The following is a 25246-nucleotide window of genomic DNA, read 5'->3' on the forward strand; positions in this document are numbered from 1 at the left end:
TGCCGAGCCGTAGCTCGCGAAGCGAGCTAAGGCTGGTGGAGCCAGGCGGGATCGAACCGCCGACCTCGTCATTGCGAACGACGCGCTCTCCCAGCTGAGCTATGGCCCCTTTGCTGGCCGCTCTGGTAAACGCGGCCGACAACCGGGCGCCATTTAAGTCCCCGCCAAGGTCAAGTCAAGGACGGGTGTAACCCGGTTTTAGCCATCCGGGCACCGACTTCCCTTGTTTGGGCCGGGGGGAACCGATATCTAGCCAAGACAACCTAAACACCACCCCAAACGCCGACCAACGACACAGGCCCAGAGAGTGTTTCGCTGATGCGCCCGATAGTCTTCATTCTGATCCAGATCATCAATCTCTACATCTACCTGCTGATCGCATCGGCAATCCTGTCCTGGTTGATCGCGTTCAACGTCGTCAACACGCGCAACCAGTTCGTCGGTGCCGTGTGGGAGTTTCTCTATCGGATTACCGAGCCGGTCTTGGGTCCGATTCGGCGCAGGCTGCCCGCGATGGGCGGGCTCGATCTGTCTCCGATCGTCGCCTTCTTCGTGCTCTGGCTGATCCAGCTCTATCTTGCCGAGTACGTCTATCCGAACGTGCCGTAGCCCGGCGGAACCGTGGCGGAGCCTCGATGGTCCCTTGATGGTTCCTTGATGGTTCCTTGGCGTGCCTCCACCACGGGCGTCAGCATCGCATTGCGCGTGACGCCGCGTGGCGGGCGTGACGGCATCGAAGGGATCGAGCAGCTCTCCGACGGCCGCAGCGTGTTAAAGGTGCGGGTGCGGGCCATCGCCGATGGCGGCGAGGCCAATCGCGCGGTTCTGGCGCTGCTGGCGAAGTCGCTCGGCGTGCCCAAGGCCAGCGTCAGTCTCTTGTCGGGGGCGACGTCGCGGCTGAAGCAAATCGCGGTCGCGGGTGATCCCGCACGGCTTACCGAGGCGTTGCACGAGCTCGCTTCCGTCAAATCGACAGACCAAGGGAACTGACATGACGGCCAAGATCATCGATGGAAAGGTCATCGCGGCAGACCTTCGCGCCCGCGTCGCGGACGAGGTCGCCCGCGTCAAGCGCGAGCACAATCTGGTGCCGGGCCTCGCAGTGGTTCTGGTCGGCAACGACCCCGCCAGTGAAGTCTATGTCCGCTCCAAGCATACGCAGACGCAAGCCGCCTGCATGGCCTCGTTCGAGCACAGGCTGCCGGCCGACGTTTCGCAGGCCGATCTGCTGGCGGTGGTCGCAAAGCTCAACCGCGATCCCGCCGTGCACGGCATCCTCGTGCAACTGCCGCTGCCCAAGGGGCTGAACACCGAGGCCGTGATCAATGCCATCGATCCCGCCAAGGATGTCGATGGCCTGCATCCGAACAATGCCGGGCGGTTGGCCGGAGGCTTCGAGGCGCTGTCGCCCTGCACGCCGCTCGGCTGCATCATCCTGACCAAGAGCGTGCACCCGTCTCTCGAAGGCATGAATGCCGTCGTGATCGGCCGCTCCAATCTGGTCGGTCGCCCGCTGGTGCAATTGCTGCTGAACGAGAACGCGACGGTGACGATCGCGCATTCGCGCTCGCGCGACCTGCCCGGGATCGTCAAGCAGGCCGATCTCGTCTACGCGGCTGTCGGCAGGCCCGAGATGGTGCGCGGCGACTGGCTCAAGCCGGGTGCGACCGTGATCGATATCGGCATCAACCGGATTCCGAAGGACGACGGCAAGACCCGCCTCGTCGGCGATGTCGCCTATCAGGAAGCGCTGGGCGTGGCCGGTGCGGTGACGCCGGTGCCGGGCGGCGTCGGCCAGATGACGGTCGCCTGCCTGCTCGTCAATACGCTGCGCGCGGCTTGCGCGATCGCGGGCCTGCCGAAGCCGGCGGTGTAGCACCTCGCCCCGCAAGCGGGGCGAGGGAGCAAGGCTTACGCCTTCTTTTTCTTCTCGCGCTCGATGCCTTCGAGGATCAGCTTCTGGGCTTCCTCGGGGCCGCCCCAGCGCGTGATCTTCACCCACTTGCCCTTCTCGAGATCCTTGTAGTGCTCGAAGAAGTGCTGGATCTGCTGCAGCGTGATGTCGGGCAGGTCGGAATACGACTTCACCTTGTCGTAGCGCTGCGTCAGCTTCGACGACGGCACCGCCAGAATCTTCTCGTCGCCGCCGGCCTCGTCTTCCATGAACAGCACGCCGACCGGGCGCACGCTCATGACGGCGCCGGGAATGATGGCGCGGGTGTTGATGATCAGCACGTCGCAGGGATCGCCGTCATCCGACAGGGTGTGCGGGATGAAGCCGTAATTGCCGGGGTAACGCATCGGCGTGTAGAGGAAGCGGTCGACGACGAGCGTGCCGGCTTCCTTGTCCATCTCGTATTTGATCGGCTCGCCGCCCACGGGGACTTCGATGATGACATTGACGTCCTCGGGGACGTTTTTTCCGATCGAGACCGCATCGATACGCATTAGAAAGGCTCCGTTATTTGCCGAAGTTAAATCTCGCCCGGCAGCGATTTTCGGCGCTGTCATACGCGGGCTTGGCCCGCTGATCCATCGTGTTTTTGTGAAATAATGAATCCAGCGATCACCGGCGCAGCAGGCGGACGGTATCGACGGATGGATAGCACTGCCGATTAAGCTTTCAGCAGCTCAATTGGTCCAAGCGAAGGCAACCTTGTCGAGCGACTTCGGCCCGAACCGCTCCGAGGAGCGCGCCACCATGCGGCCGCCCAGCGCCCGGTAGAACTCGGTCGCGGGATCGTTGTCCGAGAGCGCCCACACCACCATGCTCTTCAGATTGCTCTGCATGAGGTCGCGGCGCGCGGCGGTGAACAGGCGGCGGCCGAAGCCGAGGCCCTGGAATTCCGGACGCAGGTAGAGCTCGTAGATCTCGCCGTCGAAATGCAGGCTGCGGGCGCGGTTGCGACCGTAGTTGGCGTAGCCTGCGATCTTGTCGCCGAACACCAGCACGCTGACGCGGCTGCCCTTGCGGATCGCGCTGTCCCACCATTGCGGACCGCGGCGGTTGATCAGCTTCTCCAGCTCGGCGCCGGGAATGATGCCCTGATAGGCGGAACGCCAGGCTTCGTCATGGGTGGACGCCACCGCAGTTGCATCTGCAGCTTTGGCCGGCCGGACCTCGATCAGGGTTGTGCTCATGGGCGTGATCAAACCAAGTCGCCGCGCCGGCGGCAAGACCTATCGTTAATTATCGGTTAACGTGTGGACTTTCTGCATCAGTATTTTAACCATGTTGTACCGAAAAAAGACAAGACGCCATTTCGTGCGGCAATGGACTGCCATGCACCGGTGCAAAACTCCGCGGTCTCAACGAATGAACGCCGATGGCAACGCAGAAAGTCCGCCCAGAGTGATTCGTTCCGATTAGTCTCGCCTGCACTATCCGTGTTCGCCCTCGGCCATTCATGCGGCTCTTCAACACAACTGCGCTCCTGTCTCTGCTGGTCCTGCTGACGGCGTCGCCTGTGTGCGCGCAGATCACGTTCGGGGCATCGGGCGCGGAGAGCGCGCCGTTCCGCCGCCAGGAATGGCGGGTGCCGTCGCCGGATACCGACATTGCCGCGCGCGCGCTGCTGTTTCGTCCCGCAGGTAGCGGTCCGTTCCGGCTTGCGGTGATCGCGCATGCATCGACGCAGAACGTGCTGCGTCGCGCGCAAATGCCGCAGCCGGAATATCGCGCGCTCGCAGCGTTTCTCGTCGCGCGCGGCTTTGCCGTGCTGGTGCCGGAGCGGCTGGGCCATGGCGCGACCGGTGGCCGCTATGTCGAGGATCAGGGCGGCTGCGACGAAGCGGACTACGCCCGCGCCGGCCGCGCCACCGCTGAGGAAATTTCGCTGGCGCTGGACTATCTGCAGAAGCAGGATTTTATCCGCAAGGATGCAGCCGTCGTGATCGGACATTCCGCAGGCGGCTGGGGCGCGCTGGCGCTTGCCGATGCCGATCCGAAGACGATCTCCGCCATCATTGCGTTTGCGCCCGGACGCGGCGGTCACGCCAATGACGAACCGAACAAGGTTTGCGCGCCCCATACGCTGCTCGCGGCTGCGGCCGAATTCGGCAAGGCGGCGCGCATTCCCGTCACATCGCTGGTCGCAGCCAATGACAGTTATTTTACACCGGCCTTTTCGAAAGAGATCGCGAATGCGTTTCGCGGCGGCGGCGGCAAGGACGATGTCCGCATCCTGCCGGCCGTGGGCAGTGAGGGCCACTGGATGATCGAGCTGGATGCCGGCGTCCAGGCCGCAAGCAGCGAGCTCGCGCGCGCGCTGAACCTGCCAAAGCCTGTGGCGACCAAGAAGCCATGACGCTGTATTTCCTGGTCAAATATCTGCACGTGCTCGGCGCCATCGTCATCCTCGGCACCGGAACCGGCATCGCCTTCTTCATGCTGATGGCCCATCGCACCAACGACGCGGCGTTCATCGCGCGCACGGCGTCCGTGGTGGTGATTGCGGATGCGATCTTCACGCTGTCGGCCGTGATCCTGCAGCCGGTCACGGGCGGCCTGCTGATGATGCTCTCGGCGACGCCGATCACCGAGCGCTGGCTGCTGGCCTCGCTCGCGCTGTACATCTTTGCAGGCTTGTTCTGGATCCCCGTCGTCTTCATGCAGATCGAGATGCGCGATCTCGCGCGCAAGGCCGCCGAGCAGCGCATGGCGCTGCCGCAGCGCTATTTCACCCTGTTCCGCCGCTGGTTCGCGTTCGGCTTCCCCGGCTTCGGCGCCACGATGGCGATCCTCTGGCTGATGATCGCAAAACCGTTTTGAAGGACGCGATGAACCAGCGAACCATTTTGGTGCTCGGCGCCTCCGGCCTGATCGGCCGCTTCGTCACCGACGATCTGCGCGCGCGAGGGTTTCGCGTGGTCGGTCTGGCGCGCAGCCTGTCGCCCGCGCAGGCAATGAGTGCGCTCGATATCGCGCTGCCGATCCTCAACCTCGACGCCTCCGCGCTGACACGCCTGCTGAGCGAGCATGACGTGGATGTCGTGGTGAACTGCCTCGGGGTGCTTCAGGATGGCCCAGGCAGCGATACCAGTGCCGTGCATCGCGATTTCGTCGCGCGCCTGCTTCAGGCCATCGCCGGCAGCGGTCGTGCGATCCGGCTGGTGCACATCTCGATTCCCGGAACGGCCGAAGCCGATCGCACCGCCTTCGCGACGACCAAGCGTGAGGCCGAGCGCCTGATTGCGACGTCCCACATTTCTCACGCCATCCTGCGGCCCGGCTTCGTGGTCGCACCGTCGGCCTATGGCGGCAGCGCCATGCTGCGCGCCCTCGCCGCCTTTCCGCTCGATCTGCCGGATAAGGAGATGGCAACACGATTCCAGTCGGTCGCGGTCGAGGATATTTCGGCCACCATCGCCTGGCTCGCCGTGCGCGAGATCGACGATGCATCCGTGAAAGCGGTGAGCTGGGACCTGATGCAATCCGAGCCGATCACGATGGCCGCTGTCGTCAAGCAGTTCCGGCATGCGTTCGGCACGGCCGGCTGGCCGCATGTCGCGATGCCGTTCTTCATGCTCGATCTCGGCGCAAGAATTGGCGATCTCGCCAATTACCTCGGCTGGATGCCCCCGATGCGCTCCACCGCCATCGCCGAGCTGCGCCGCGGCGTGAGCGGTGATCCCTCGGCGTGGATCGCCGCGACCGGCATCGTGCCGAAGACGCTGGCTGAGACGATCGGGCATCATCCCGCCACCATCCAGGATAAGTGGTTCGCGCGGCTGTTCCTGGTCAAGGCGCTGATCTTTGCGAGCCTCGTCGTGTTCTGGATCGCCTCCGGCTTCATCGCGCTGTTCGTGTCGTATCATGCCGCCGCCGGGATTCTCACCGCGCACAGCTTCCCGCCGGCGCTGGTCGCTCCCATCACCATCGGCACCAGCCTGATGGACATGAGCATCGGCGTGCTGATCGCCTTCCGCCGCACGGCTGCGGTCGGGCTCGTTGCGGGCATCGTCGCCTCACTCTGCTATATGTTCGGCGCAGCGATCCTGACGCCCGACCTCTGGATCGAGCCGCTCGGCGCGCTGGTAAAAACAGGGCCGGCTATCGTGCTCATGCTGGTCGCACTTCTGATGCTGGATAATCGCTGATGCCGAAATGGCCTGACGACGACGTGATCCTGTTCGACGGCGTCTGCATCTTCTGCTCGCGCTGGGTCCGATTCGTCGCGCAGCGCGACACGGCAAAGCGGTTTCGATTCACGCCGATCCAGTCGGATTATGGCGCGAAGTTCGCACGGACGTTCGGTATCGATCCGGATGATCCTGATACGAACGCCGTCGTTCACAGCGGCGAGGTGTTCATGAAGTCCGATGCCGCGCTGACGGTGCTCTCGCTGCTTCCCGGCTGGGGCTGGACGCGAGTCCTGTTTGCCGTGCCAAAACCGCTACGGAATGCGGCCTACAGCCTCATCGCGCACAACCGTTATCGCATCTTTGGCAAGTACGAGGTGTGTTTCGTGCCGGATGCAGATTTACGGGCAAGGGTGATCGAGTGACTCGATAGCGGCGCCACAAACCCGATGTCGTCCCGGCGAAGGCCGGGACCCATAACCACAGGCCTGAGTTTGGCGAAGGCTAGAAGTTAAGGCATCAATCCGCGGTACTGCGATCGAGGTTCATCCAGAGATTACGCGGTATGGGTCCCGGCCTTCGCCGGGACGACGCTGGGGATAGGCTAGCGCTTCGCAGCTAAAACTTCCTTCGCTGCCCGCTCCCCGCTATCCCGCGCGCCATGCGCCGTCGTGAAGAAATTCGGCGAGGTCGCCTCGCCCGCGAAGAACAACCGTCCATCCACCGGTGCGGCCAGCACCGCGCGGTCCCCCGCATGCCCCGGCAGCGCGTGCGAATAGGAGCCTCGCGCGAACGGATCATGCCCCCAGCGCGACTCGTACAGCGGCTTCAGCTTGCGGCGGATGTCGTTGCCGAGGAAGCCCGCGATCTCGTCGATGCTGTGCGCGGCGATGGCGCCTTCGCCGGCGGCTTCGAGTTGACGTGCAAAGCTGCCGCCGAAAAAGCCTTCGATGCAGGGCTGGCCGAACGGGCGGATGTGGTAGGTGCCCATTTCGGTGCGCATGGTGGCGCCGCGCAAATTGCCTTCCTTCGGGAAGGCTTCGGCATCGTCGAGTGCCAGTGTCACCTTGTCGTCGACGCCGAGCGGCAGGCCGCGCGCGGCATCGACTTTGACCGGCAGGGGCGGCGAGAAACGGATCGCCTCATCGGCGATGAGGTTGGTCGGCACGGTGACGATCACCTTGGCTGCGGTCAGCGTGCCCTGTGATGTCTCGATGCGAACGTGCTTGCTCGAATGATCGATCAGCGTGACGTTGCAGTTCAGCGCGACGGGACATGGTGCGCCATAGGCCGCAACCAGCGCACCATAGCCGCGGCGGACGCGCCAGTTGAGCTCGCTGTCCTCGTAGGCGTCCCAGTCGAGCGTCGACATGTCCTTGAGTTCGCAGCCGTTGATATAGGTCGAGATCGCGTCGATCATCGGATTCCAGCGATTGCCGGGCTCGAGGCTCAGGCTCGCGGGCTGATCCATGCCCTTCTGCGCGGCCTGCCAGAGCCGCTCGTAGAACGCGTCCATCGCGCACATGAAGTCGTCGCGGTCGCTTTGCGGAAACGCATTGCCATAGGCGCGCTCGCGCCAGGGCGGCAGGTCCTTGTTGAGCTCGAAGCCGAGCGCGCGTGCGATGGGAGCGAAGGAGTTCTTGTCGGCCGAGTGCAGCCAGCCGCAGCCGACGTCGAAAGTGACCTCAGGCGAGGCCTGCACGGTCCAGGCGCGGCCGCCGAGCCGGTCGCGCGCCTCCAGCACGATCACGGAGCGGCCGGAGCCTGCCAGCGCGTGCGCTGCGCCGAGGCCGGCGGCACCGGCGCCGATGATCGCGACGTCGACGGAAGAGGGGAAGGACATGGGTGGGCTCTAGCACGTTCGCTGGAGGGCCACCACAACACGAGCTGTCATCACCCGCGAAAGCGCGTGATCCAGTTTCGTAGGGTGGGCAAAGGCGCTCTTGCGCCGTGCCCACCATTGTTCATTGGGAATTCAAAGTGGTGGGCACGCTTGCGCTTTGCCCACCCTACGGCACCGCGGCGTGCGGCGGCTTACGCCACCGCTTCCTTGGCCTTTTCGGCGCGCTTGCGCTCGTTCGGGTCGAGATGCTTCTTGCGCAGGCGGATCGACTTCGGGGTGACCTCGACGAGCTCGTCGTCCTCGATATAGGCCAGCGCCTTTTCGAGGGTCATGCGGATCGGCGGGGTCAGGCGCACGGCTTCGTCCTTCGAGGTCGTGCGGATGTTGGTGAGCTGCTTGCCCTTGAGCACGTTGATCTCGAGATCGTTGTCGCGGGTGTGCTCGCCGACGATCATGCCCTTGTAGACCTTCCAGCCGGGCTCGATCATCATCGGGCCGCGGTCTTCCAGCTTGAACATGGCGTAGGCCACCGCCTCGCCCTGGTCGTTGGAGATCAGCACGCCGTTGCGGCGGCCCTGGATCTCGCCCTTGTAGGGGGCGTAGCCGTGGAACAGGCGGTTCATGATGGCGGTGCCGCGGGTGTCGGTGAGCAGTTCGCCCTGGTAGCCGATCAGGCCACGGGTCGGCGCGTAGAACACGAGGCGCTGACGGTTGCCGCCCGACGGCTTCATCTCGATCAGCTCGGACTTGCGCTCGCTCATCTTCTGCACGACGACGCCGGAATGCTCCTCGTCGACGTCGATCACGACCTCCTCGATCGGCTCCAAGGCGCCGCCGGTGGCCTCGTCCTTCTGGAACACGACGCGCGGGCGCGACACCGAGAGCTCAAAGCCCTCGCGGCGCATGGTCTCGATCAGGATCGCGAGCTGCAATTCGCCGCGGCCCGAGACTTCCATCGCGTCCTTGTCGGCGGCCTCGACCACGCGCAACGCGACGTTACCCTCGGCTTCGCGCAGCAGACGATCGCGGATCATGCGGCTCGTCACCTTGTCGCCTTCGGTGCCGGCGAGCGGGGAGTTGTTGACGATGAACGACATCGACACGGTCGGCGGATCGATCGGCTGCGCCGGCAGCGGCACCTCGACGGTGGGATCGCAGAAGGTGTCGGCGACGGTGCCCTTGGTCAGGCCCGCGATCGCGACGATGTCGCCGGCTTCGGCTTCCTCGAGCGGCGTGCGCTCGAGACCGCGGAACGCCAGGATCTTGGTGATACGCCCGGACTCGACCAGCTTGCCTTCGGCGTTCAGCACCTTGACCGCCTGGTTCGGCTTGAGCTGACCGGAGGAAATGCGGCCGGTGATGATGCGGCCGAGATAGGGGTTGGCCTCGAGAATGGTGCCGATCATCCTGAACGGACCTTCCTCGACCTTCGGCGGCGCGACGTGGCGCAGGATCAGGTCGAACAGCGGCTCCATGCCCTTGTCCTGCGGACCCTCCGGGCTCTCGGCCATCCAGCCCTGCTTGGCCGACCCGTAGAGGATCGGGAAGTCGAGCTGCTCCTCGCTGGCGTCGAGCGCCGCGAACAGGTCGAACACTTCGTTGATGACTTCGGTCGGGCGCGCGTCCGGACGGTCGACCTTGTTGATGACGACGATCGGCTTGAGGCCGACCTTGAGCGCCTTGGAGACCACGAACTTGGTCTGCGGCAGCGGGCCTTCGGCGGCGTCGACCAGCACCAGCGCGCCGTCGACCATGTTCAGGATGCGCTCGACCTCACCGCCGAAATCGGCGTGGCCTGGGGTGTCGACGATGTTGACGCGGGTGTCCTTCCACTGCACCGAGGCCGCCTTGGCCAGAATGGTGATGCCGCGCTCGCGCTCCAGATCGTTGGAGTCCATGGCGCGATCCGTGACCTTCTGGTTCTCGCGGAACGTACCGGACTGCTGGAGGAGCTTGTCGACGAGGGTCGTCTTGCCGTGGTCGACGTGGGCGATGATGGCGACGTTACGAAGATTCATGAGTGAGCTTCTTTGCGGTCGGACAATGGGTTAAGCGCGATCTCGCCGGTCAAGCCGGGACCTCTTCTCGGACAACGCTGAAACGTGAAAAACGGGGCCTGCTACGCCCTAAAAGGAAACCCGGCCATATCGACCGGGTAGCCTATGCGTTTGCGGCGCAATATAGGGAAAAAACGCCAAAAAACAATGCGTTCTTTCGGGGTTGGTTGATTGAATTTTGTCCGGGAATCCCCGGAGCTTGGGCGATAGTGGGCCAAATCGGCCCTTTATTCGCGGGACGGCCGCCCCGGCTAGCCCTGGGGGGAGCTGCTGTTTGTCTCCTCGGTCGGATAGACCCCGCGCAGCACCTCCTCGAAATGCATCTTCACGGCGTCGTTGCAGAGACAGGCACGCAGCCGCAGGCCGTCGTGGTTGCGGACCAGGATCGCGCCGCGCCTGGTGTCGAGCACGCCTTCGGCCTTGAACGATTGCAGCACGCGGCTGGCGTAGCTGCGCCCGACCCCGAGCAAGGTGGCGAGCTGCTCGTGCGTCAGCGGCACGCTGCTCTCGTCGCCGGTCCGCTCCATCGCCGCGATGATCCATTTGGCCGTGCGCTGCTCGATCGAGTGGATGGCGTTGCAGGCCGTCGACTGGAAAATCTGCGCCAGCATGCAGTCGGCGTAGCGCGCGAAGATGTTGCGCAGCGACGGCGAGCGCGCCTTGGCCGCCTCCAGCTTGCCGACGTGAATGCGTGCAAACGGGCCGCCGAATTTCACGCAGATGCGGGTATAGGCCGGCAGAAATCCCTCGCTGACGATGCCGCCCACCGCGCCTTCGCGGCCAACCAGAATGGTCTCGACATCGCGGCCGTCTTCGTTCGGGACGAGGAACGTCGCAAGCGACGGCCCGCAGGGAAAGTGCACGACCTGGACATCGTCGCCGGGACTGTAGAGCAAATGGTTCGCGCCGACGTTGTCAACGCCAACATGCGGCGCGAGCAGCGCATAATCCGCCGGATTGAGGCGGCGTAGCAGATTGTTGGCAGGGCGGCTGTCGATCTCGTTTGTCTTGCTGATCCGCACGTCCATCGCAAATCCCCTGCTCTCCTTCCCAACTCTAGTCAGTTCCGTCCGTCCGTTGTGTGCACATGTGGACAGACGTCAAAACTGTTCTGTGGTGAGTTTCGTTCCGGGAACCCTCCGATGCGCTGGGCGCAGGCGTCGGTATGAGGCTGTCCAGATCGGTAGAAAAATGCAGCCCTCGATAGCAGCCAGGATCATGATACCCGTTTCCCCCGACGGCGCGGCCGCCATCCCTGCCGACGTCTTGATCGTCGAGGATGATCCGATCATCGCGATCGATTTCGAGGATCGACTGCTCGGCTTTGGCGTGACCAACGTGCGCACCGTGGGTTCGGTGGCGCAGGCGCTGAATGCGATCACGACGCGCGCGCCCGACTTCGCACTGCTGGACGTCGAATTGATCCGCGAGAAGAGCTTTGCGATCGCCGAGCGGCTCGCAGCCCTCGAGATTCCCTTTGTCTTCGTCACCGGCTACGGCGCCGAGACCAGCATCCCGGCGCAATTTGCCGTGCGTCCGCGGCTTCAAAAGCCGTGCTCCAGTGATGCGCTGGAGGCGGCGTTGCAGGCACGCGGCGTGTGACGGCGCGGTAGTCTCAGGTGAACTTCGGATCGAGCGTGGTCGACCACAGCGCGACATCGGCGCGGTCGCGCAGCGTCACCGTCATCTGGCCGGAGGCACCGTCGATCTTGACGTGACCGAAGAACTGCATGCCGGCGGACGGCGGCAGGTTCTGCTTGTCGAGGCCCGGCGCCTTGATGAAACGCACCTCGGGTCCGAACGTGTTGTCGAGCTCGTTCGGACCGAACGTGCCGGCGTGCAGCGGGCCCGAGACGAATTCCCAGAACGGCTCGAAATCCTGGAATTGCGCCTTGTTCGGATCGTAGTAGTGCGCGGCGGCGTAGTGCACGTCCGCCGTCAGCCACACCGTGTTCCTGATCGGCGCCATCTTGATGAAGCGCAGGATGTCGGCGATCTCCAACTCGCGACCGCGTGCCGGACCGTCGCCTTGCGCGAACGCTTCCGAGCCCTTTTTGTTGGTAGCATCGTCATAGACGATCAGGCTGAGCGGCATGTCGGAGGCGATCACCTTCCACGTTGCGCGCGAGTTGAGCAGTTCGCGCTTCAGCCAGGCCATCTGCTCCGGCCCGAGGAAATAGCTGGCCGGTCCGTACTCCGTCTCGAGATTGGCGCCATTGCCGCCGCGATAGCTGCGCTCGTCGAGCACGAACACGTCGAGATGCGGGCCGTAGGAGATCTTGCGATAGACCCGGCCCGGTTCGACGATGCTCTCGCGCATCGGATACATCTCGTGGAACGCGCGCCCCGCGCGCGCGGCGAGCAGCGAGATGTCGCGCACCTTGTAGGTCGACGGCAGATCCTTCGACAGCGACCAGTTGTTGGTCACCTCGTGATCGTCCCACTGCACGAAGATCGGCACCTCGGCATTGAAGGCGCGAACATTGTCGTCGGTGAAATTGTATTTGTGCGCGGCGCGGTACTCGTCCAGCGTCTCGGCGACCTTGGCCTTCTCGGGGATGGTGACGTTCTTCCAGACCTTGCCGTCGGCAAGCTTGACCTCGGAGGGGATCACGCCGTCGGCGTAGATGGTGTCGCCGGAATGCAGCAGGAAATCCGGCCGGTGCTTGCGCATGGCTGCGAAGGTGACCATGCCGCCGTCATCGGGATTGATGCCCCAGCCCTGGCCGGCGACGTCGCCGCCCCAGACGAAGCTGACGTCGCGGCGGTCGGCCGGCGCGGTCCGGAAGCGGCCGACCACCGGCTCGCCTTCGATGGCGGTGTGGGAGAGATCGCGGAAGCGGACGCGGTAGAAGATGTCCTGGCTGGCAGGAAGATTGTCCACCAGCATCTTCGCGGTGAAGTCGCTCTCCGGCAGGGCTGCGATCGGCGGCAGCGCGCGGGCATCCTTGAAAGTATCCGTCGTCGCCACCTCGACCAGCATCTGCGCGGGCCGGTCGGTGCGCGCCCAGACCACGCCGCCGTCGACGGTGACGTCGCCGGACTGCACGCCGTGGCTGACCGCAGGCCGGTCGGCCGCGCGCGACAGATGCGGCATCGCGATCGCGCCGAGCGCACCGGCGCTGGTGGTGAGGAAACGGCGGCGGGAGAATTTGATCTTCATGGCGATGCTCTCGATATCGCGCGGCGGGCCCGCCGAGACGGCGGTGGCCAGGATGAAGTCCGAGGCTATATTGAGACAATGTGACGCGGCAATTACGCGCGCAAGCGCTTATGCGTTGCCGGCGGCCCGGAATTGCGCGCCGGTGCGCTGCAGGTTCTGCGGCAGGCTGAACAGCACCGCCTTGCGGTCGGCGACCGCGGCGTGGAATTGGTCGAGCACGATGTTGAAGGCGGTCAGTGCGCCTTCCTCGATGGCGCCGTGGTCGTAACAGCGCAGCGTGTCGCGCAGGATCTCGTCGGCCTCGGCCTGCATCTGGTCGAGCTCGTCAGCCGTCTCGCTCTTGCGCGCGGCGGCGAGCATGTCGAGCAGGCGTTCGCGCAGATGGCTGTTGTTGTCGCGCTCGTCCTTTTTCAGATAGCCCGCGAACCAGGCGCCGATCGAGCCCGTGGCCGAAAGCGCCATCAGGCTCCACCAGATGTAGTCGCTGTACTTGTCGAGGAAGGTCTTCTCCTCGCCGTCGACAAAGGCGGCCGCGCCCGGGTGCACGGGGATCACCGCATCCTTGTCGGTATCGGGCGTCTCGATCTTCGCGGCTTGCGGGAAATCGGTCAGCAATTGCTGGCGTACGGCGAAGAGCTGTCGGGTGAAGGCCGCGACCGTGGTCTCGGACAGGCCTTTGCGCGCCACGATGTGGTGCGAGAAGCTGATGGTCTTGACCTCGTCGTCGGGACGATCGGGCGAGCCGCCATACGTGCCGGCCGGGATTTCAGACGCCTCATAGACCGGATGGTTCTGCGCGATCGCGTCCGCCGAATCGATCGCCAGGAAGGTCGGCGTGCCGCCATCCTTCGCGGAGGCGGCGATCGCGTCCGCCGTGATCTTGCTGTTGACGGGGCCGGCCGCGAGATAGACGTCGGCCTTCTGGGCCTTGATCGCTTCGGCGACTTCGCTCGCCGGGAATTGCACGATCTCGACCTTGGCGGGATCGACGCCGTATTGCTGCAGGATCACTTTGAGCAGATTGACGTTGGCCGGGGTGCGGCCGACGACGCCGACGCGGTGGCCGGCGAGCTGCGCGATCTTGGTGATCTTCGCGCCCTTCTTCTTGCCCTTGCCGGGCACGGACCACAGCACCACGACGTTCTTGCGCAGCGTCGCGACGGCTTGCGCGTTCTTGGGGACATCGAGATCGCCGCGCACGATGGCGAGATCGGCCTTGCCCTCGGCGAGCAGGTCCGCGCTGGCGGTGGCGCCGTCGGTCTGGATCGGGCGCAACCGCACGAAGCCTTTGCTCTGCGCGAAGGCCTGCGTCAGCGTCTGGACCACCTTGACGTCGTCGCTATTGGCGGGACCGACCGCAATCTTCAGCGTCACCGGTCGCATCGCGAAATAGTAGCCGCCGACCAGTGCGCCGACGATGGCGAACACCAGCGCCAGCGACACGAGCGCCGTCTTCCGCGCCGCGGATCGCGGCGAAGGCGGAGAGGGCGTTTCGGCCAGGTCGGATGCCCCGGTCATCGATCTCCCAAACAGGCGCTTCAGGCTCAGTTTCATCTTGGCCGGCGATTTACGCCCGCAATTGTAGCAAATTTCTTGTTCCGCAGGGTTACATCTCCGTCATGGTTAGCGGATCGGCGAATTGCCGCATGAACCCGGGGCGTAAGCACGGTGTTAGGGTAAAGTTCCCCTGAAAACGGAGGTCACCATGGCAGAGCTTCTATCGGCGGATGCACGCAAGCAGGCGTTAGGGGGTATTCCCGGCTGGGCTGAGGTCCAGGACGGCAAAGGGATCGGGAAGACCTTTGTCTTCAAGGATTTCAACGAGGCTTTCGGCTTCATGACCCGCGCGGCGCTGGTCGCGGAGAAGATGGATCACCACCCCGAATGGCGCAATGTCTACAAGACGGTCGAGGTGGTCCTGTCGACCCATGACGCCGGCGGCGTCACCAAGCTCGACGTTCAGCTTGCCACGGCGATGAACGCGATTGCCAGGCTGACGCAGGCCTGACGCCTTGCGGGCCGGAGCCGCATCCCCATCTTGTGATCGTTGTCGGATGCGGCCTTCAGCCGCGCCGGGTTGAGCGGGAGTTTCCAAAGATGGTTGCCGAACACAGCGTCGGCTTCGAGCCGGCCGATCGGCTCGCGGAAGATCGCGAAAGCGTGCGTCGTCGTTTCTGGCGCAAGCTGAAGCGCGTCGTCGCGCATCTGCCGTTTGCCGAAGATCTGCTCGCCGCCTATTACTGTGCGTTCGACCGCCAGACGCCGCGCCATGTCCAGGCGTCGCTGCTGGGTGCGATCGCCTATTTCATCCTGCCGTTCGACTTCATTCCCGACGTGATGCCGGTGCTCGGCTTCACCGATGACGCCGCCGTGCTCGCGACGGCCATTCGCATGGTCGCCAGCCATATCACGACGGAGCATCGCGAGGCCGCGCGCGCTGCGCTCAAGCGCGGGGTGGATGAGGCTGAAGTGGCGTAGAAGCGGGCGTCGTCCTCGCTTCCGCCAGGACGACTTTGAGAAAGCTACTTCTTCTCCGCCCGCGCCTTCTCCGCATCCCACGCCTGGAATTGCTTGAACAGCGTTTCCCTGTCCGCGTCGGACACTTTCGCGCCTGTCGGGCTCTGCTTCAGGAACGCTTCGAAGCGTTGCTGTGTCACCGGCTCGACGCCGTGCCGGTCGAGCCATTGCTGCGCCACCGGCAACCTGTTCCAGCCGGACAGAGGCGCCGCGAGCGAAACCTCCTTCCATTTGGGATGGAACGGTGGGTTCTGAAGCGCGGGGAATTTGGTGAAGAACGCGTCCACGAACAGCGCGATCTTGCGATAGCGCTCGGTGTTGGGCGCCCAATTATAGGCCGCGAGCACCGCCGGCACCGCGATAGTGTCCACGCTCTCGCCGTCCTTGATCAGGTTGGGGTAGTCCTTGGCGGTCAGCGTCGCCGGCAGATAGTCGTTCTGGAGCGGCTTGGCATAGTCGACCTTCGCAAGGTGAAAGCGACCGTCATTGCCGAAGGTCGAAACCGATTTGTACGGCTTGCCGCCGACCACGATCACGGCATCGATCTCGCCGGCCTTCAGCTTCTCCATCGCGATGCGCTGCTCGACATAGACGAACTTGGCCTTGATCCCGAGCCGCTCGAACACGGTGAGCGCGGTGACGAAGGTGCCGCCATTCGGCAGGTCGACGCTCACCGTCTTGCCTTCGAGGTCTTTCAGCGTCGCGACCGATTTCGGCGCGATCACCTGCATCTCCTCGTTGTAGAGTTTCGTCACATAGGTGAACTGCCGCTTGATGTCCTTGGCAAAGCCCTTGCGCTCGAGATAGTCGAGCGTATCGGCGCGCACCACGCCGAGGTCGACGCCCTGAAGGAACAGGATGTCGGCGACGCTCTGCACCGAGCCGCGGCCGACGATCGGCAGGACGCGGATCTTGTTGCCGTCGTCGAGCACGGAGGCGAGGTCGGCGCCGAACTGCACATAGGTGCCGCCGATCGTGCCGGTGATCAGCGTGACGGTGTTGGCGTTCAACGCCTGCTTGGTCGAGCTCGAGCCGAACTGGAAGATGGCTTTCAGGCTGTCCGAGACTTTGGCCGGGTCATATTCGGTCTGCTCGGCGCGTGCGGCGATGGCACAGATCGTCATGATGGCGGCAAGCGCCATTCTCAAAGTGTTACGCATGATGTCACCTGAACCGTTCTAGTTCGAGAGGAGAGCGAGGCGCTGTTCTGCCTCGGACGATCCGAGCGCTGCGGCTCTCTGATACCAGTCGCGAGCTGCCGCAGCGTCGGCATTGACGCTCCGCGTGTCGCGTGTGCCGAGCACCGCCGGATCATAGGTTTGCGCCAGCAGAAGCGCCGCCGTCGCATCCTGCGCAGTGGCCGCGCGTTCGAGCAGCAGGCGGGCCGCCGCGATATCGCCGATCTTCAACAGGCTCTTCGCGCGCGTCATCAGCCCGGCCAGCGTGTCGGCGTCGAGCGTCTTGACCGGGGGAGGCGGTGCAGGCGCCGCCGCGACGGGCGCGGGCAGGGCCACAGGCGTTTGGGCTTGCAGTGCCGTCTGATAGGCGGTCGCGATCGCTTCGCGGCTCGGGGTCGACGGTGCAGGGACATTCTGCGCGTCGGCGCTCACCGGCCTCGGGTCGGTCGCGCGGGCCGGATCCTTGAGCGGGGTCTGCGGGATGGCCGGCGCGCTGGCCTTCGCCATGGCCTGCTCCGGCGCGAAGCCCACCCAGTTACCGGCACTGGCGGGCAAGAGGTTGCGAAAGTCGGACTGAAACAGTGTGACCAGGACTGCCAGGGCGGATGCCGCCAGAACGGCCGCGAGCACACGCGGGACCATTCTGGAACGCACCTCCACGGGCGCATATTCGCTTGGGTCCGGCGCACCGAGCGGATCGGACAAGAACAGTGGAATTGGATCGTCCTGCGAAAGATCGGCCCGCGCGGCGCGCGCACGAATAAAGGACGCGGTCGACGGATGTGATGCGGCTCGATTGAAGTCGAGCGCTCTCGACTCCTTCGACGGGCGATTTGCCGTCGTCTCCATGGTGATGCTCCCCATTACTACGCAACGCAGGGGCATTCCCGGCTTCAGTCTTTTTATTGTTGTCCAGAAGCGCCCCGGCAAACTGGAACCGGTAAATCGCAATTTGAATCAGCCCAAAAAACGACGGCGGTTGGCGCGAATTGGGAAATAGTTGGGTTTGATTGAGGCGGAGCGGGGGAATACACCGCAATTTTGGCGGCGATGGTTGAGGAGGACTCAACCAGACGGCGCCGCGCCCGAGCGCGGCGTGGACGAGGTGGAGGCGCGATCGCACGCTCCAAAATAGTCCTGGCTTTCGCCAGGACTATTCGCCGGGGCAGTCATTGCGATTGTGTCGCCTCACGGATGCAGGATCACCTTGCCCATGGCCTGGCGTCCCGCGAGCACCTTCAATGCGTCGGCGGTCTGCGCCAGCGGGAAGGTGCGGTCGACATGGGAAGAGATCTTTCCTTCCGCCGTCCACTTCACGAGCTTCTCGAGATTGGCGCGGTTCTTCTCCGGATTCTGCCGGGTCCAGGCACCCCAGAACACGCCGCGGATGTCGCAGCCCTTTAGCAACGCGAGATTCAGCGGCATCTTGGGAATGTCGCCGGCGGCAAAGCCGATCACGAGGAAGCGGCCTTCCCAGGCGATTGAGCGCAGCGCCTGCTCGGCATAGGCACCACCCACCGGATCGAAGATGATGTCGACGCCCTTGCCGCCGGTGAGTTTGCGCAGGCCTTCCTTCAAATCTTCCTTGCCGTAGTTCAGCGTCAGCTCGGCGCCATGCGCTTTGGCGAATGCGAGCTTCTCGTCCGACGAGGCGCAGGCGATGACCTTCAGGCCCATCAGCTTGCCGAGCTCGCAAGCAGCGAGGCCGGTGCCGCCGGCAGCGCCCAGCACTGCGAGCGTCTCACCCGGCTTCGGGCTCGCGCGATCTTCCAGCGCATGCAGCGCGGTGCCGTAGATGATGATGATGCCGGCCGCGCGGTCATAGTCGAGATTGTCGGGGATCTTCACGATTCCTGCCGCCGGCAGCGCGATCTTTTCGCGCGCGCCGTTGTGGCCGCAAGAGGCGACAACGCGATCGCCGACCTTGAGGTCGGTGACACCGGGGCCGATGCTCTCGATCACGCCTGCGACTTCAGCGGCCGGCGAGAACGGGAACGGCGGCTTGATCTGGTACTTGCCCTGAATCATCAGGATATCGAAGAAGTTCAGCGCCGCCGCCTTGATCGCGATCACGGCTTCGCCGGGACCAGCCACCGGATCCGGCACATCGGCGAGCACGAGATCGTCGGGCTGGCAATATTGCGAGCAGAGGATGGCTTTCATGGCGGCACCTTGGGGCGTTTCGAGTGGAGTTATGGTTGGCCTGTTTCTGCCGGATTTACTGCGACCGGACAATCCGGATTCTTTGTCTTGAGCAATGCGAAGGCCTATCCTTCCGTCATTGCGAGCGAAGCGAAGCAATCCAGATTTTTTCCGTGACACGGACTCTGGATTGCTTCGCTGCGCTCGCAAGGACCGAAGAACAAAAAGAAGGATTCAAACGATGTTTGAAACAGGTCTGCTCAAGGGCAAGCGCATCCTCGTCACCGGTGGCGGCTCCGGCCTCGGTGCCGCGATGGGCCGTCGCTTTCTCGCGCTCGGCGCCGAGCTCGTGATCTGCGGCCGCAAGCTCGACCGGCTCGAAGCAACGGCGAGCGAGATGCGCCAAGAGACCGGCGGCAAGGTCACGACAATCGCGTGCGATGTGCGCGATGGTGCCGCCGTCGACAACATGATGGATGCGATCTGGCGCGAGGCGCCGCTCGACATCCTCGTCAACAATGCTGCCGCGACCTTCATCGCGCAGAGCGAGCATCTGTCGTTCCGCGCGGCGGACGCGATCCTGGCGCCGACGCTGCATGGTGCGATGTACTGCACGCTCGCCGCCGGCAAGCGCTGGATCGACGGCAGGCACAATGGCGTCGTGCTGTCGATCCTCTCGACCTCGACCATCACCGGCCGCGCCTTCACGGTTCCCTCGGCGATGGCGAAGTCGGCGGTGCTGGCGATGACCAAGAGCCTTGCGGTCGAGTGGGGCCCGAAGGGCATCCGCACCATCGCGATTGCACCCGGACCGTTCCCGACCGCCGGCGCATCGGGCCAGCTCCGCCCCGAGGGCCGCGACGAGGGTTGGACCTCGCGCAATCCGCTGGGCCGTACCGGCGAGCACAGCGAACTCGCCGATCTCGCCAGCTTCCTGGTCTCGGACCGCGCCGGCTACATCAACGGCGAGATGGTGGTGATCGACGGTGGCGCGCATTTGCGCAGTTCCGGCGCCGAGGATTTGTTGCGCTGGACCGATGCGCAATGGGCCGAGCAACGCGCCGCGCGATCCAAGGGCTGACCCGCTAACTGCCTTCCCAAATTGGACTTTCCCGGTTATCCCTGCGACGGGGACAACCCACGGCCGGGCCATCTTCCAGTCACAATATTGAGGGAACCACTCCAGCATGTGGCGGGTGCTGATTTTAGCTTTGATGACTGGCGTGATGGCCTGTGGAATCACCGATTCCGCGCGGGCGCAGACGGCGCAGCCCGCGCCACCGGCGCCGAAGGCTGCGGCTAAGCCGGCAGCCCCTGCCGCCGCAAAAACCGCTGCCAAGCCCGAGAGCAAACCGGCTGCCCCTGCCGCGGCGGTTGCGGGCGGCGCCGAGCCGACCCTGATCGGCCAGTTCGGCACCTGGGGCGCCTATTCGGCGACGCCCAACGGCAAGAAGGTCTGTTTTGCGCTGGCCAAGCCTTCGTCGTCGAAGACCAATCCGCCGAACCGGCCACGCGATCCCGCCTATGCCTTCGTCTCGACCCGCCCGGCCGAGAAGGTGAACAACGAAGTCTCGGTCATGATCGGCTATGCGTTGAAGCCGGGCTCGGAATCCTCGGTCGAGGTCGGGGGCGCCGCGTTCGCGATGTACACGCAGGGCGACGGCCTCTGGATCAAGAATGCAGCCGAGGAGGAGCGGATGGTCGAGGCCATGCGCAAATCCGCCGATCTCGTGGTCAAGGGCGTCTCGGCCAAGGGGACGGAGACGACCGACACGTTCTCGCTGAAGGGGCTCGCCCAGGCGCTGGACCGGATCTCGCAGGATTGCCGGCGTTAAGGCTGCCCGCTTAAGCCTTTAGGGCTAGGCAATAGCCACGGTCGCAATCGGCGGTTCCGGTTGCTATATAGACGTATCCCAAAGGTACAGCCGTCATGGCCGGGCTTTTCCCGGCCATCCACGTGCTAGCCACGGGCCAGAACAACGTGGATGCCCGGGACGAGCCCGGGCATGACGAGAGATATCAGGCAACCGATGCAACCGACGACCGAGCCGCGCGACGCAATCCTGGTGGAGAAGACCCCACTCGAAACCTATGTGCCGCCGGCAAGACCGTCGCTGATCGGGCTGTCGCGCACCGAGCTTGCCGATCGACTCGGCGACATCGGCGTTGCGCCCGCGCAGCGCAAGATGCGGGTGCAGCAGCTGTGGCACTGGCTCTATTTCCGCGGTGCCCAGAGCTTCGACGACATGACCTCGATCTCGAAGGGCATTCGTGCCGAGCTGGCGCAGCACTTCACGGTCGACCGGCCCGAAGTCGTGGCCGAGCAGATCTCCAATGACGGCACCCGCAAATGGCTGCTGCGGCTGCCGAGCGGCGACAATGTCGAGAAGGCGCATGAAGTCGAGTGCGTCTACATTCCCGAGACCGACCGCGGCACGCTCTGCGTCTCCTCGCAGGTCGGCTGCACCCTGAATTGCTCGTTCTGCCACACCGGCACGCAGCGCCTGGTGCGCAACCTCACCGCCGGCGAGATCGTGGGTCAGATCATGGTCGCGCGCGATCGCCTCAATGATTGGGCCGATCGCGAGGACGGCACGCGCCGCGTCACCAACATCGTGATGATGGGCATGGGCGAGCCGCTCTACAATTTCGACGCGGTGCGTGATGCGCTCTTGATCGTCGGCGACAATGAAGGCATCGGCATCTCCCGCCGCCGCATCACGCTGTCGACGTCGGGCGTGGTGCCGAACATCGTGCGCGCCGGCGAGGAGATCGGCGTCATGCTCGCGATCTCGCTGCATGCGGTGCGCGATGAGCTGCGCAACGAGCTGGTGCCGCTCAACCGAAAATACCCGATCAAGGAACTGCTGCAGGCCTGCCGCGACTATCCCGGCGCCTCGAACGCACGCCGCATTACCTTCGAATATGTGATGCTCAAGGGCGTCAACGATTCGCTCGACGATGCCAAGCTGCTGGTCAAGTTGCTCAAGGGCATTCACGCCAAGATCAATCTGATCCCGTTCAATCCCTGGCCCGGTACGGCCTATGAATGCTCGGACTGGGACCAGATCGAAAAATTCTCCGAATACATCTTCAACGCCGGCTATTCCTCGCCGGTGCGCACCCCGCGTGGCCGCGACATTCTCGCCGCCTGCGGCCAGCTCAAGTCGGAGACCGAAAAGCTGTCGGCCCGCGAGCGCCAGGCGCTGCGCGCGATGGCGATGACGGATTAGCTAGATCTGTTCGTGCTGTCGCCTCCTCGTCATTGCGAGCGAAGGCGGAAGCAATCCAGAATGTCGCCGCGGAAGCAGTCTGGATTGCTTCGTCGCAAGTGCTCCTCGCAATGACGGCAGTGGTGGTTTTTGCGTCATGTCCCTGATCGGCCGCCTCGTCGTCATCTTCATCGGCTTTCTCGCCGCCTGTTTCGTCGGCGGCATGATCGTCGTCGGCGCGCTGCTGTTCCCGGAATTTTCCGATCTCGGCGCCGGCCCTGTCGACGAGGGCACGATCGACATCCTGCTCGGCTTCGGCTTCATCTTCGTCTCGGGTTTCGCGCTGGTGCCGGCGGCGGTGATCGTCGCGATCACCGAGGCGCTCTATATCCGTAGCGCGCTTGCCTATGCCGTCGGCGGCGGCCTCGTCGGGCTCGCCTGCTATCTCGGGCTGATCCCGTTCCACCCCGATACGTTTCAGTTCGAAGGCATCGTGCGCCGTCACCTCGAAATCATGACCGGCGCGGGCATCGTCGCCGGCGTCGCGTATTGGCTCATCGCCGGCCGCAATGCCGGCGCCTGGCGCATCCCGCCGCCGCCGCGCAAGCCGCCTCCGCCGCTGCCGTTGAATTCGAGGCCGGAATAGCGGCGCGCGCAATGACGGATTCCGGGGTTTTCATCCTCGCTTGCCTCCGCTAAACCGCGCGCCATGAACCGTACCGGACTCTTCATCGCCCTGGCGCTGTGGCTCGTGATCGGCGTCGTTTTCGGCCTCTATCCCGAGCTCGATCTCAAGCTCGCCGCGCTGTTCTTCGACCCCGAGACAAAAACCTTTCCGCTCAAGCTGAACGAATGGGCCGGGATTGCGCGCGACGCTGCGATGTGGGTGTCCTGGGCGTTCGTGCTGCCTCCGCTGGTCGCACTCGTGGTCAAGATGATCCGGCCCGATCGTCCCTTGATGGTGTCGGGGCGCGCGATCGTGTTCCTGCTCGTCACGATCATCCTGTCGGCCGGCATCCTCACCAATCTCACCTTCAAGACCTATTGGGGCCGGCCGCGGCCGGTGGTGGTGACCGAATTTGCCGGCGATCAGCAGTTCGTGGCGTGGTGGGATCCGCGCGGCGATTGCGCGCGCAACTGCTCGTTCTTCTCGGGCGAAGGCGCGACGGCGTTCTGGACGCTGGCGCCCGCCGCGCTCGCGCCGCCCGCATGGCGGCCGCTCGCTTATGCCGGCGCAGTGGTGTTCGGCGCCGCGACCAGCGGGCTCCGCATGGCCTTCGGCGGACATTTCTTCACCGATGTCGCGACCGCCGGCCTCGTCGCCTTCGTCGTGATCTGGTTCGGCTACGCACTGATCTACCGCTGGCCGCGGACCCGGTTTTCGGACGAGGCGGTCGATGCCGCCCTGACCCGGCTGAACATGCCCGCCTACCGCCTCCGCAAGCGCCTGTTCGGCGGCAAGACCGGCCCCGCACCGTCGATTTGAGCCATTAAAGGGGTGCCGAGGTCAGCGAAATTTGATATTCGCGCGGTCAACCACACCCCGCCATCAGCCCCTTGAGACCCGATTGGAAGCCCCATGACCACGATCCTGAAAAGCCTGCCCAAGGGTGAGAAAGTCGGCATCGCGTTTTCGGGCGGTCTCGACACCAGTGCGGCGCTGCTCTGGATGAAGCAGAAGGGCGCGCGCTGCTACGCCTATACCGCCAATCTCGGCCAGCCCGACGAAGCCGATTACAACGAGATCCCGCGCAAGGCCGAAGCGTTCGGCGCTGAAAAGGCCGTGCTGGTCGATTGCCGCACCCAGCTCGTCCACGAGGGCATCGCCGCGATCCAGTCGGGCGCCTTCCACATCTCGACCGGCGGCATCACCTATTTCAACACCACGCCGCTCGGGCGCGCCGTCACCGGCACGATGCTGGTCGCGGCGATGAAGGAAGACGGCGTCAACATCTGGGGCGACGGCTCGACCTTCAAGGGCAACGACATCGAGCGCTTCTACCGCTACGGCCTGCTGACCAACCCGTCCTTGCGCATCTACAAGCCCTGGCTCGACCAGCAGTTCATCGACGAGCTCGGCGGCCGCGCCGAGATGTCGGCGTTCATGACGGCGCAGGGTTTTGCCTACAAGATGAGCGCCGAGAAGGCGTATTCGACCGACAGCAATCTGCTCGGCGCCACCCATGAGGCAAAAGACCTCGAAAGCCTCGACAGCGGCATCAAGATCGTCAACCCGATCATGGGCGTGCCGTTCTGGCGTGACGACTGCAACGTCAAAGCCGAGAAGGTCGTGGTGCGTTTCGAGGAGGGCCAGCCCGTCGCTCTGAACGGCAAGACCTTCTCTGATCCCGTCGCGCTGTTCCTCGAAGCCAATGCGATCGGCGGCCGTCACGGCCTCGGCATGAGCGACCAGATCGAGAACCGCATCATCGAGGCGAAGAGCCGCGGCATCTACGAAGCGCCCGGCATGGCGCTGCTGCACATCGCCTATGAGCGGCTCGTCACCGGCATCCACAACGAGGATACGATCGAGCAGTACCGCATCAGCGGCATGCGCTTGGGACGCCTGCTCTATCAGGGCCGCTGGTTCGACTCGCAGGCGCTGATGCTGCGCGAGACCGCGCAGCGCTGGGTCGCGCGCGCCGTCACCGGCGAGGTCACCCTCGAGCTGCGTCGCGGCAACGACTATTCGATCCTCAACACCGAGAGCCCGAACCTCACCTATGCGCCGGAGCGGCTCAGCATGGAGAAGGTCGAAGACGCCGCCTTCACGCCGGCCGACCGCATCGGCCAGCTCACCATGCGCAATCTCGACATCGCCGACACGCGGACCAAGCTCGGTCTCTATGCGAAGACCGGCCTGCTCTCGGGCAGTGAAGGCTCGCAGATCTTCAAGCTCGAGAACGACAAGGAGTAGTGCCGTAGGGTGGGCAAAGGCGCTCTTCGCGCGCCGTGCCCACCATCTGTCCATGATGGAGGAGATCGTGGGCACGGCGCTACGCGCCTTTGCCCACCCTACGAGTTCGCGCCGTTCCGCAACGTCGCGCAAAACA

26 protein-coding genes and 1 tRNA gene are annotated in these 25246 nt (G+C 64.4%); 16 read left to right on the forward strand and 11 right to left on the reverse strand.

Annotated features, from left to right (window positions below):
• Positions 1 to 33 precede the first annotated feature (33 nt).
• A tRNA-Ala gene (locus QA645_RS01780) sits at positions 34 to 109 on the reverse strand.
• Between the two features lie 209 nt (positions 110 to 318).
• On the opposite strand from QA645_RS01780, the gene QA645_RS01785 reads away from it, so the two are divergent.
• The 3 genes from QA645_RS01785 to folD are packed head-to-tail and all read left to right on the forward strand — an operon-like array spanning position 319 to position 1876.
• Positions 319 to 609: a YggT family protein gene (locus tag QA645_RS01785; RefSeq protein WP_148752825.1), complete on the forward strand. Its 291-nt coding sequence runs from the start codon at positions 319 to 321 to the stop codon at positions 607 to 609.
• Between the two features lie 48 nt (positions 610 to 657).
• Entirely contained in the window at positions 658 to 990 is a 333-nt protein-coding gene (locus tag QA645_RS01790) for a DUF167 domain-containing protein (RefSeq protein ID WP_283047778.1), read from the forward strand.
• Between the two features lies 1 nt (position 991).
• Positions 992 to 1876, forward strand: coding sequence for a bifunctional methylenetetrahydrofolate dehydrogenase/methenyltetrahydrofolate cyclohydrolase FolD (gene folD, locus QA645_RS01795; protein WP_283047779.1), 885 nt, complete (start codon positions 992 to 994; stop codon positions 1874 to 1876).
• Between the two features lie 35 nt (positions 1877 to 1911).
• Here folD and ppa read toward each other — a convergent pair whose 3' ends face one another.
• Together ppa and QA645_RS01805 are read right to left on the reverse strand one after the other, a co-directional pair.
• Entirely contained in the window at positions 1912 to 2448 is a 537-nt protein-coding gene (gene ppa / locus QA645_RS01800) for an inorganic diphosphatase (RefSeq protein ID WP_254127520.1), read from the reverse strand.
• 183 nt (positions 2449 to 2631) lie between these two features.
• Complete coding sequence (locus tag QA645_RS01805) at positions 2632 to 3141, reverse strand: GNAT family N-acetyltransferase (RefSeq protein WP_027533231.1); 510 nt, start codon at positions 3139 to 3141, stop codon at positions 2632 to 2634.
• Positions 3142 to 3407: 266 nt separating this feature from the next.
• Here QA645_RS01805 and QA645_RS01810 point away from each other — a divergent pair, with 266 nt between their 5' ends.
• The 4 genes from QA645_RS01810 to QA645_RS01825 are packed head-to-tail and all read left to right on the forward strand — an operon-like array spanning position 3408 to position 6506.
• Positions 3408 to 4307: an alpha/beta fold hydrolase gene (locus QA645_RS01810; protein WP_283047785.1), complete on the forward strand. Its 900-nt coding sequence runs from the start codon at positions 3408 to 3410 to the stop codon at positions 4305 to 4307.
• The gene (locus QA645_RS01815) at positions 4304 to 4771 is read left to right on the forward strand and encodes a DUF2269 domain-containing protein (protein ID WP_283047787.1); all 468 of its coding nucleotides are present in this window, start codon (positions 4304 to 4306) and stop codon (positions 4769 to 4771) included. Before QA645_RS01810 ends, QA645_RS01815 begins: the two co-directional genes overlap by 4 nt.
• An 8-nt stretch (positions 4772 to 4779) precedes the next feature.
• A complete protein-coding gene (locus QA645_RS01820) occupies positions 4780 to 6099 on the forward strand; it encodes an SDR family oxidoreductase (RefSeq protein WP_283047789.1) in 1320 nt (439 codons plus the stop codon).
• Complete coding sequence (locus QA645_RS01825; protein ID WP_283047791.1) at positions 6099 to 6506, forward strand: thiol-disulfide oxidoreductase DCC family protein; 408 nt, start codon at positions 6099 to 6101, stop codon at positions 6504 to 6506. The genes QA645_RS01820 and QA645_RS01825 overlap by 1 nt, the downstream gene beginning before the upstream one ends.
• Before the next feature lie 179 nt (positions 6507 to 6685).
• Here QA645_RS01825 and QA645_RS01830 read toward each other — a convergent pair whose 3' ends face one another.
• The 3 genes from QA645_RS01830 to QA645_RS01840 form a co-directional block, all read right to left on the reverse strand.
• Positions 6686 to 7924 carry an NAD(P)/FAD-dependent oxidoreductase gene (locus QA645_RS01830; RefSeq protein ID WP_283047792.1) on the reverse strand — a complete coding sequence of 413 codons (1239 nt, stop codon included), beginning with the start codon at positions 7922 to 7924 and terminating at the stop codon, positions 6686 to 6688.
• Between the two features lie 191 nt (positions 7925 to 8115).
• Positions 8116 to 9942, reverse strand: a complete 1827-nt coding sequence (gene typA / locus QA645_RS01835) for a translational GTPase TypA (protein WP_254127539.1) — start codon at positions 9940 to 9942, stop codon at positions 8116 to 8118.
• Between the two features lie 290 nt (positions 9943 to 10232).
• A complete protein-coding gene (locus QA645_RS01840) occupies positions 10233 to 11009 on the reverse strand; it encodes a Crp/Fnr family transcriptional regulator (RefSeq protein WP_254191261.1) in 777 nt (258 codons plus the stop codon).
• A gap of 190 nt (positions 11010 to 11199) precedes the next feature.
• On the opposite strand from QA645_RS01840, the gene QA645_RS01845 reads away from it, so the two are divergent.
• Positions 11200 to 11583 (forward strand): response regulator, encoded by a 384-nt coding sequence (locus tag QA645_RS01845; RefSeq protein ID WP_283047795.1) that lies wholly within the window; start codon positions 11200 to 11202, stop codon positions 11581 to 11583.
• Between the two features lie 13 nt (positions 11584 to 11596).
• Here QA645_RS01845 and QA645_RS01850 read toward each other — a convergent pair whose 3' ends face one another.
• Both QA645_RS01850 and QA645_RS01855 read right to left on the reverse strand, forming a co-directional pair.
• Complete coding sequence (locus tag QA645_RS01850) at positions 11597 to 13144, reverse strand: alkaline phosphatase D family protein (RefSeq protein ID WP_283047797.1); 1548 nt, start codon at positions 13142 to 13144, stop codon at positions 11597 to 11599.
• Positions 13145 to 13252: 108 nt separating this feature from the next.
• Positions 13253 to 14698, reverse strand: coding sequence for a TAXI family TRAP transporter solute-binding subunit (locus QA645_RS01855; RefSeq protein WP_254191264.1), 1446 nt, complete (start codon positions 14696 to 14698; stop codon positions 13253 to 13255).
• A gap of 151 nt (positions 14699 to 14849) precedes the next feature.
• Here QA645_RS01855 and QA645_RS01860 point away from each other — a divergent pair, with 151 nt between their 5' ends.
• Positions 14850 to 15152 (forward strand): 4a-hydroxytetrahydrobiopterin dehydratase, encoded by a 303-nt coding sequence (locus QA645_RS01860; protein WP_283047799.1) that lies wholly within the window; start codon positions 14850 to 14852, stop codon positions 15150 to 15152.
• 89 nt (positions 15153 to 15241) lie between these two features.
• Positions 15242 to 15622 (forward strand): YkvA family protein, encoded by a 381-nt coding sequence (locus QA645_RS01865; protein ID WP_254127553.1) that lies wholly within the window; start codon positions 15242 to 15244, stop codon positions 15620 to 15622.
• Between the two features lie 44 nt (positions 15623 to 15666).
• On the opposite strand, the gene QA645_RS01870 is transcribed toward QA645_RS01865, so the two are convergent.
• From QA645_RS01870 to QA645_RS01880, 3 genes are all read right to left on the reverse strand, one after another.
• Complete coding sequence (locus QA645_RS01870) at positions 15667 to 16821, reverse strand: TAXI family TRAP transporter solute-binding subunit (protein ID WP_283047801.1); 1155 nt, start codon at positions 16819 to 16821, stop codon at positions 15667 to 15669.
• Between the two features lie 18 nt (positions 16822 to 16839).
• Positions 16840 to 17688: a hypothetical protein gene (locus QA645_RS01875; RefSeq protein WP_283047802.1), complete on the reverse strand. Its 849-nt coding sequence runs from the start codon at positions 17686 to 17688 to the stop codon at positions 16840 to 16842.
• 339 nt (positions 17689 to 18027) lie between these two features.
• Complete coding sequence (locus QA645_RS01880) at positions 18028 to 19002, reverse strand: NADPH:quinone oxidoreductase family protein (protein ID WP_254127559.1); 975 nt, start codon at positions 19000 to 19002, stop codon at positions 18028 to 18030.
• Between the two features lie 220 nt (positions 19003 to 19222).
• Between QA645_RS01880 and QA645_RS01885 the strand changes: the two genes are divergently transcribed.
• The 6 genes from QA645_RS01885 (at position 19223) to argG (ending at position 25110) form a co-directional block, all read left to right on the forward strand.
• Positions 19223 to 20062 (forward strand): SDR family oxidoreductase, encoded by an 840-nt coding sequence (locus QA645_RS01885; RefSeq protein WP_283047805.1) that lies wholly within the window; start codon positions 19223 to 19225, stop codon positions 20060 to 20062.
• A gap of 106 nt (positions 20063 to 20168) precedes the next feature.
• The gene (locus QA645_RS01890) at positions 20169 to 20816 is read left to right on the forward strand and encodes an invasion associated locus B family protein (RefSeq protein WP_283047806.1); all 648 of its coding nucleotides are present in this window, start codon (positions 20169 to 20171) and stop codon (positions 20814 to 20816) included.
• 195 nt (positions 20817 to 21011) lie between these two features.
• Positions 21012 to 22214, forward strand: coding sequence for a 23S rRNA (adenine(2503)-C(2))-methyltransferase RlmN (gene rlmN / locus QA645_RS01895; RefSeq protein ID WP_254127565.1), 1203 nt, complete (start codon positions 21012 to 21014; stop codon positions 22212 to 22214).
• Between the two features lie 136 nt (positions 22215 to 22350).
• Complete coding sequence (locus QA645_RS01900; RefSeq protein WP_254191268.1) at positions 22351 to 22839, forward strand: hypothetical protein; 489 nt, start codon at positions 22351 to 22353, stop codon at positions 22837 to 22839.
• Positions 22840 to 22902: 63 nt separating this feature from the next.
• Positions 22903 to 23679: a phosphatase PAP2 family protein gene (locus QA645_RS01905; protein WP_254191269.1), complete on the forward strand. Its 777-nt coding sequence runs from the start codon at positions 22903 to 22905 to the stop codon at positions 23677 to 23679.
• 93 nt (positions 23680 to 23772) lie between these two features.
• On the forward strand, positions 23773 to 25110 hold the full coding sequence (gene argG / locus QA645_RS01910) for an argininosuccinate synthase (RefSeq protein WP_283047810.1): 1338 nt from the start codon (positions 23773 to 23775) through the stop codon (positions 25108 to 25110).
• Positions 25111 to 25246 lie beyond the last annotated feature (136 nt).

It is taken from the genome of Bradyrhizobium sp. CIAT3101, from assembly GCF_029714945.1.
In the GTDB taxonomy this organism is placed as follows: domain Bacteria; phylum Pseudomonadota; class Alphaproteobacteria; order Rhizobiales; family Xanthobacteraceae; genus Bradyrhizobium.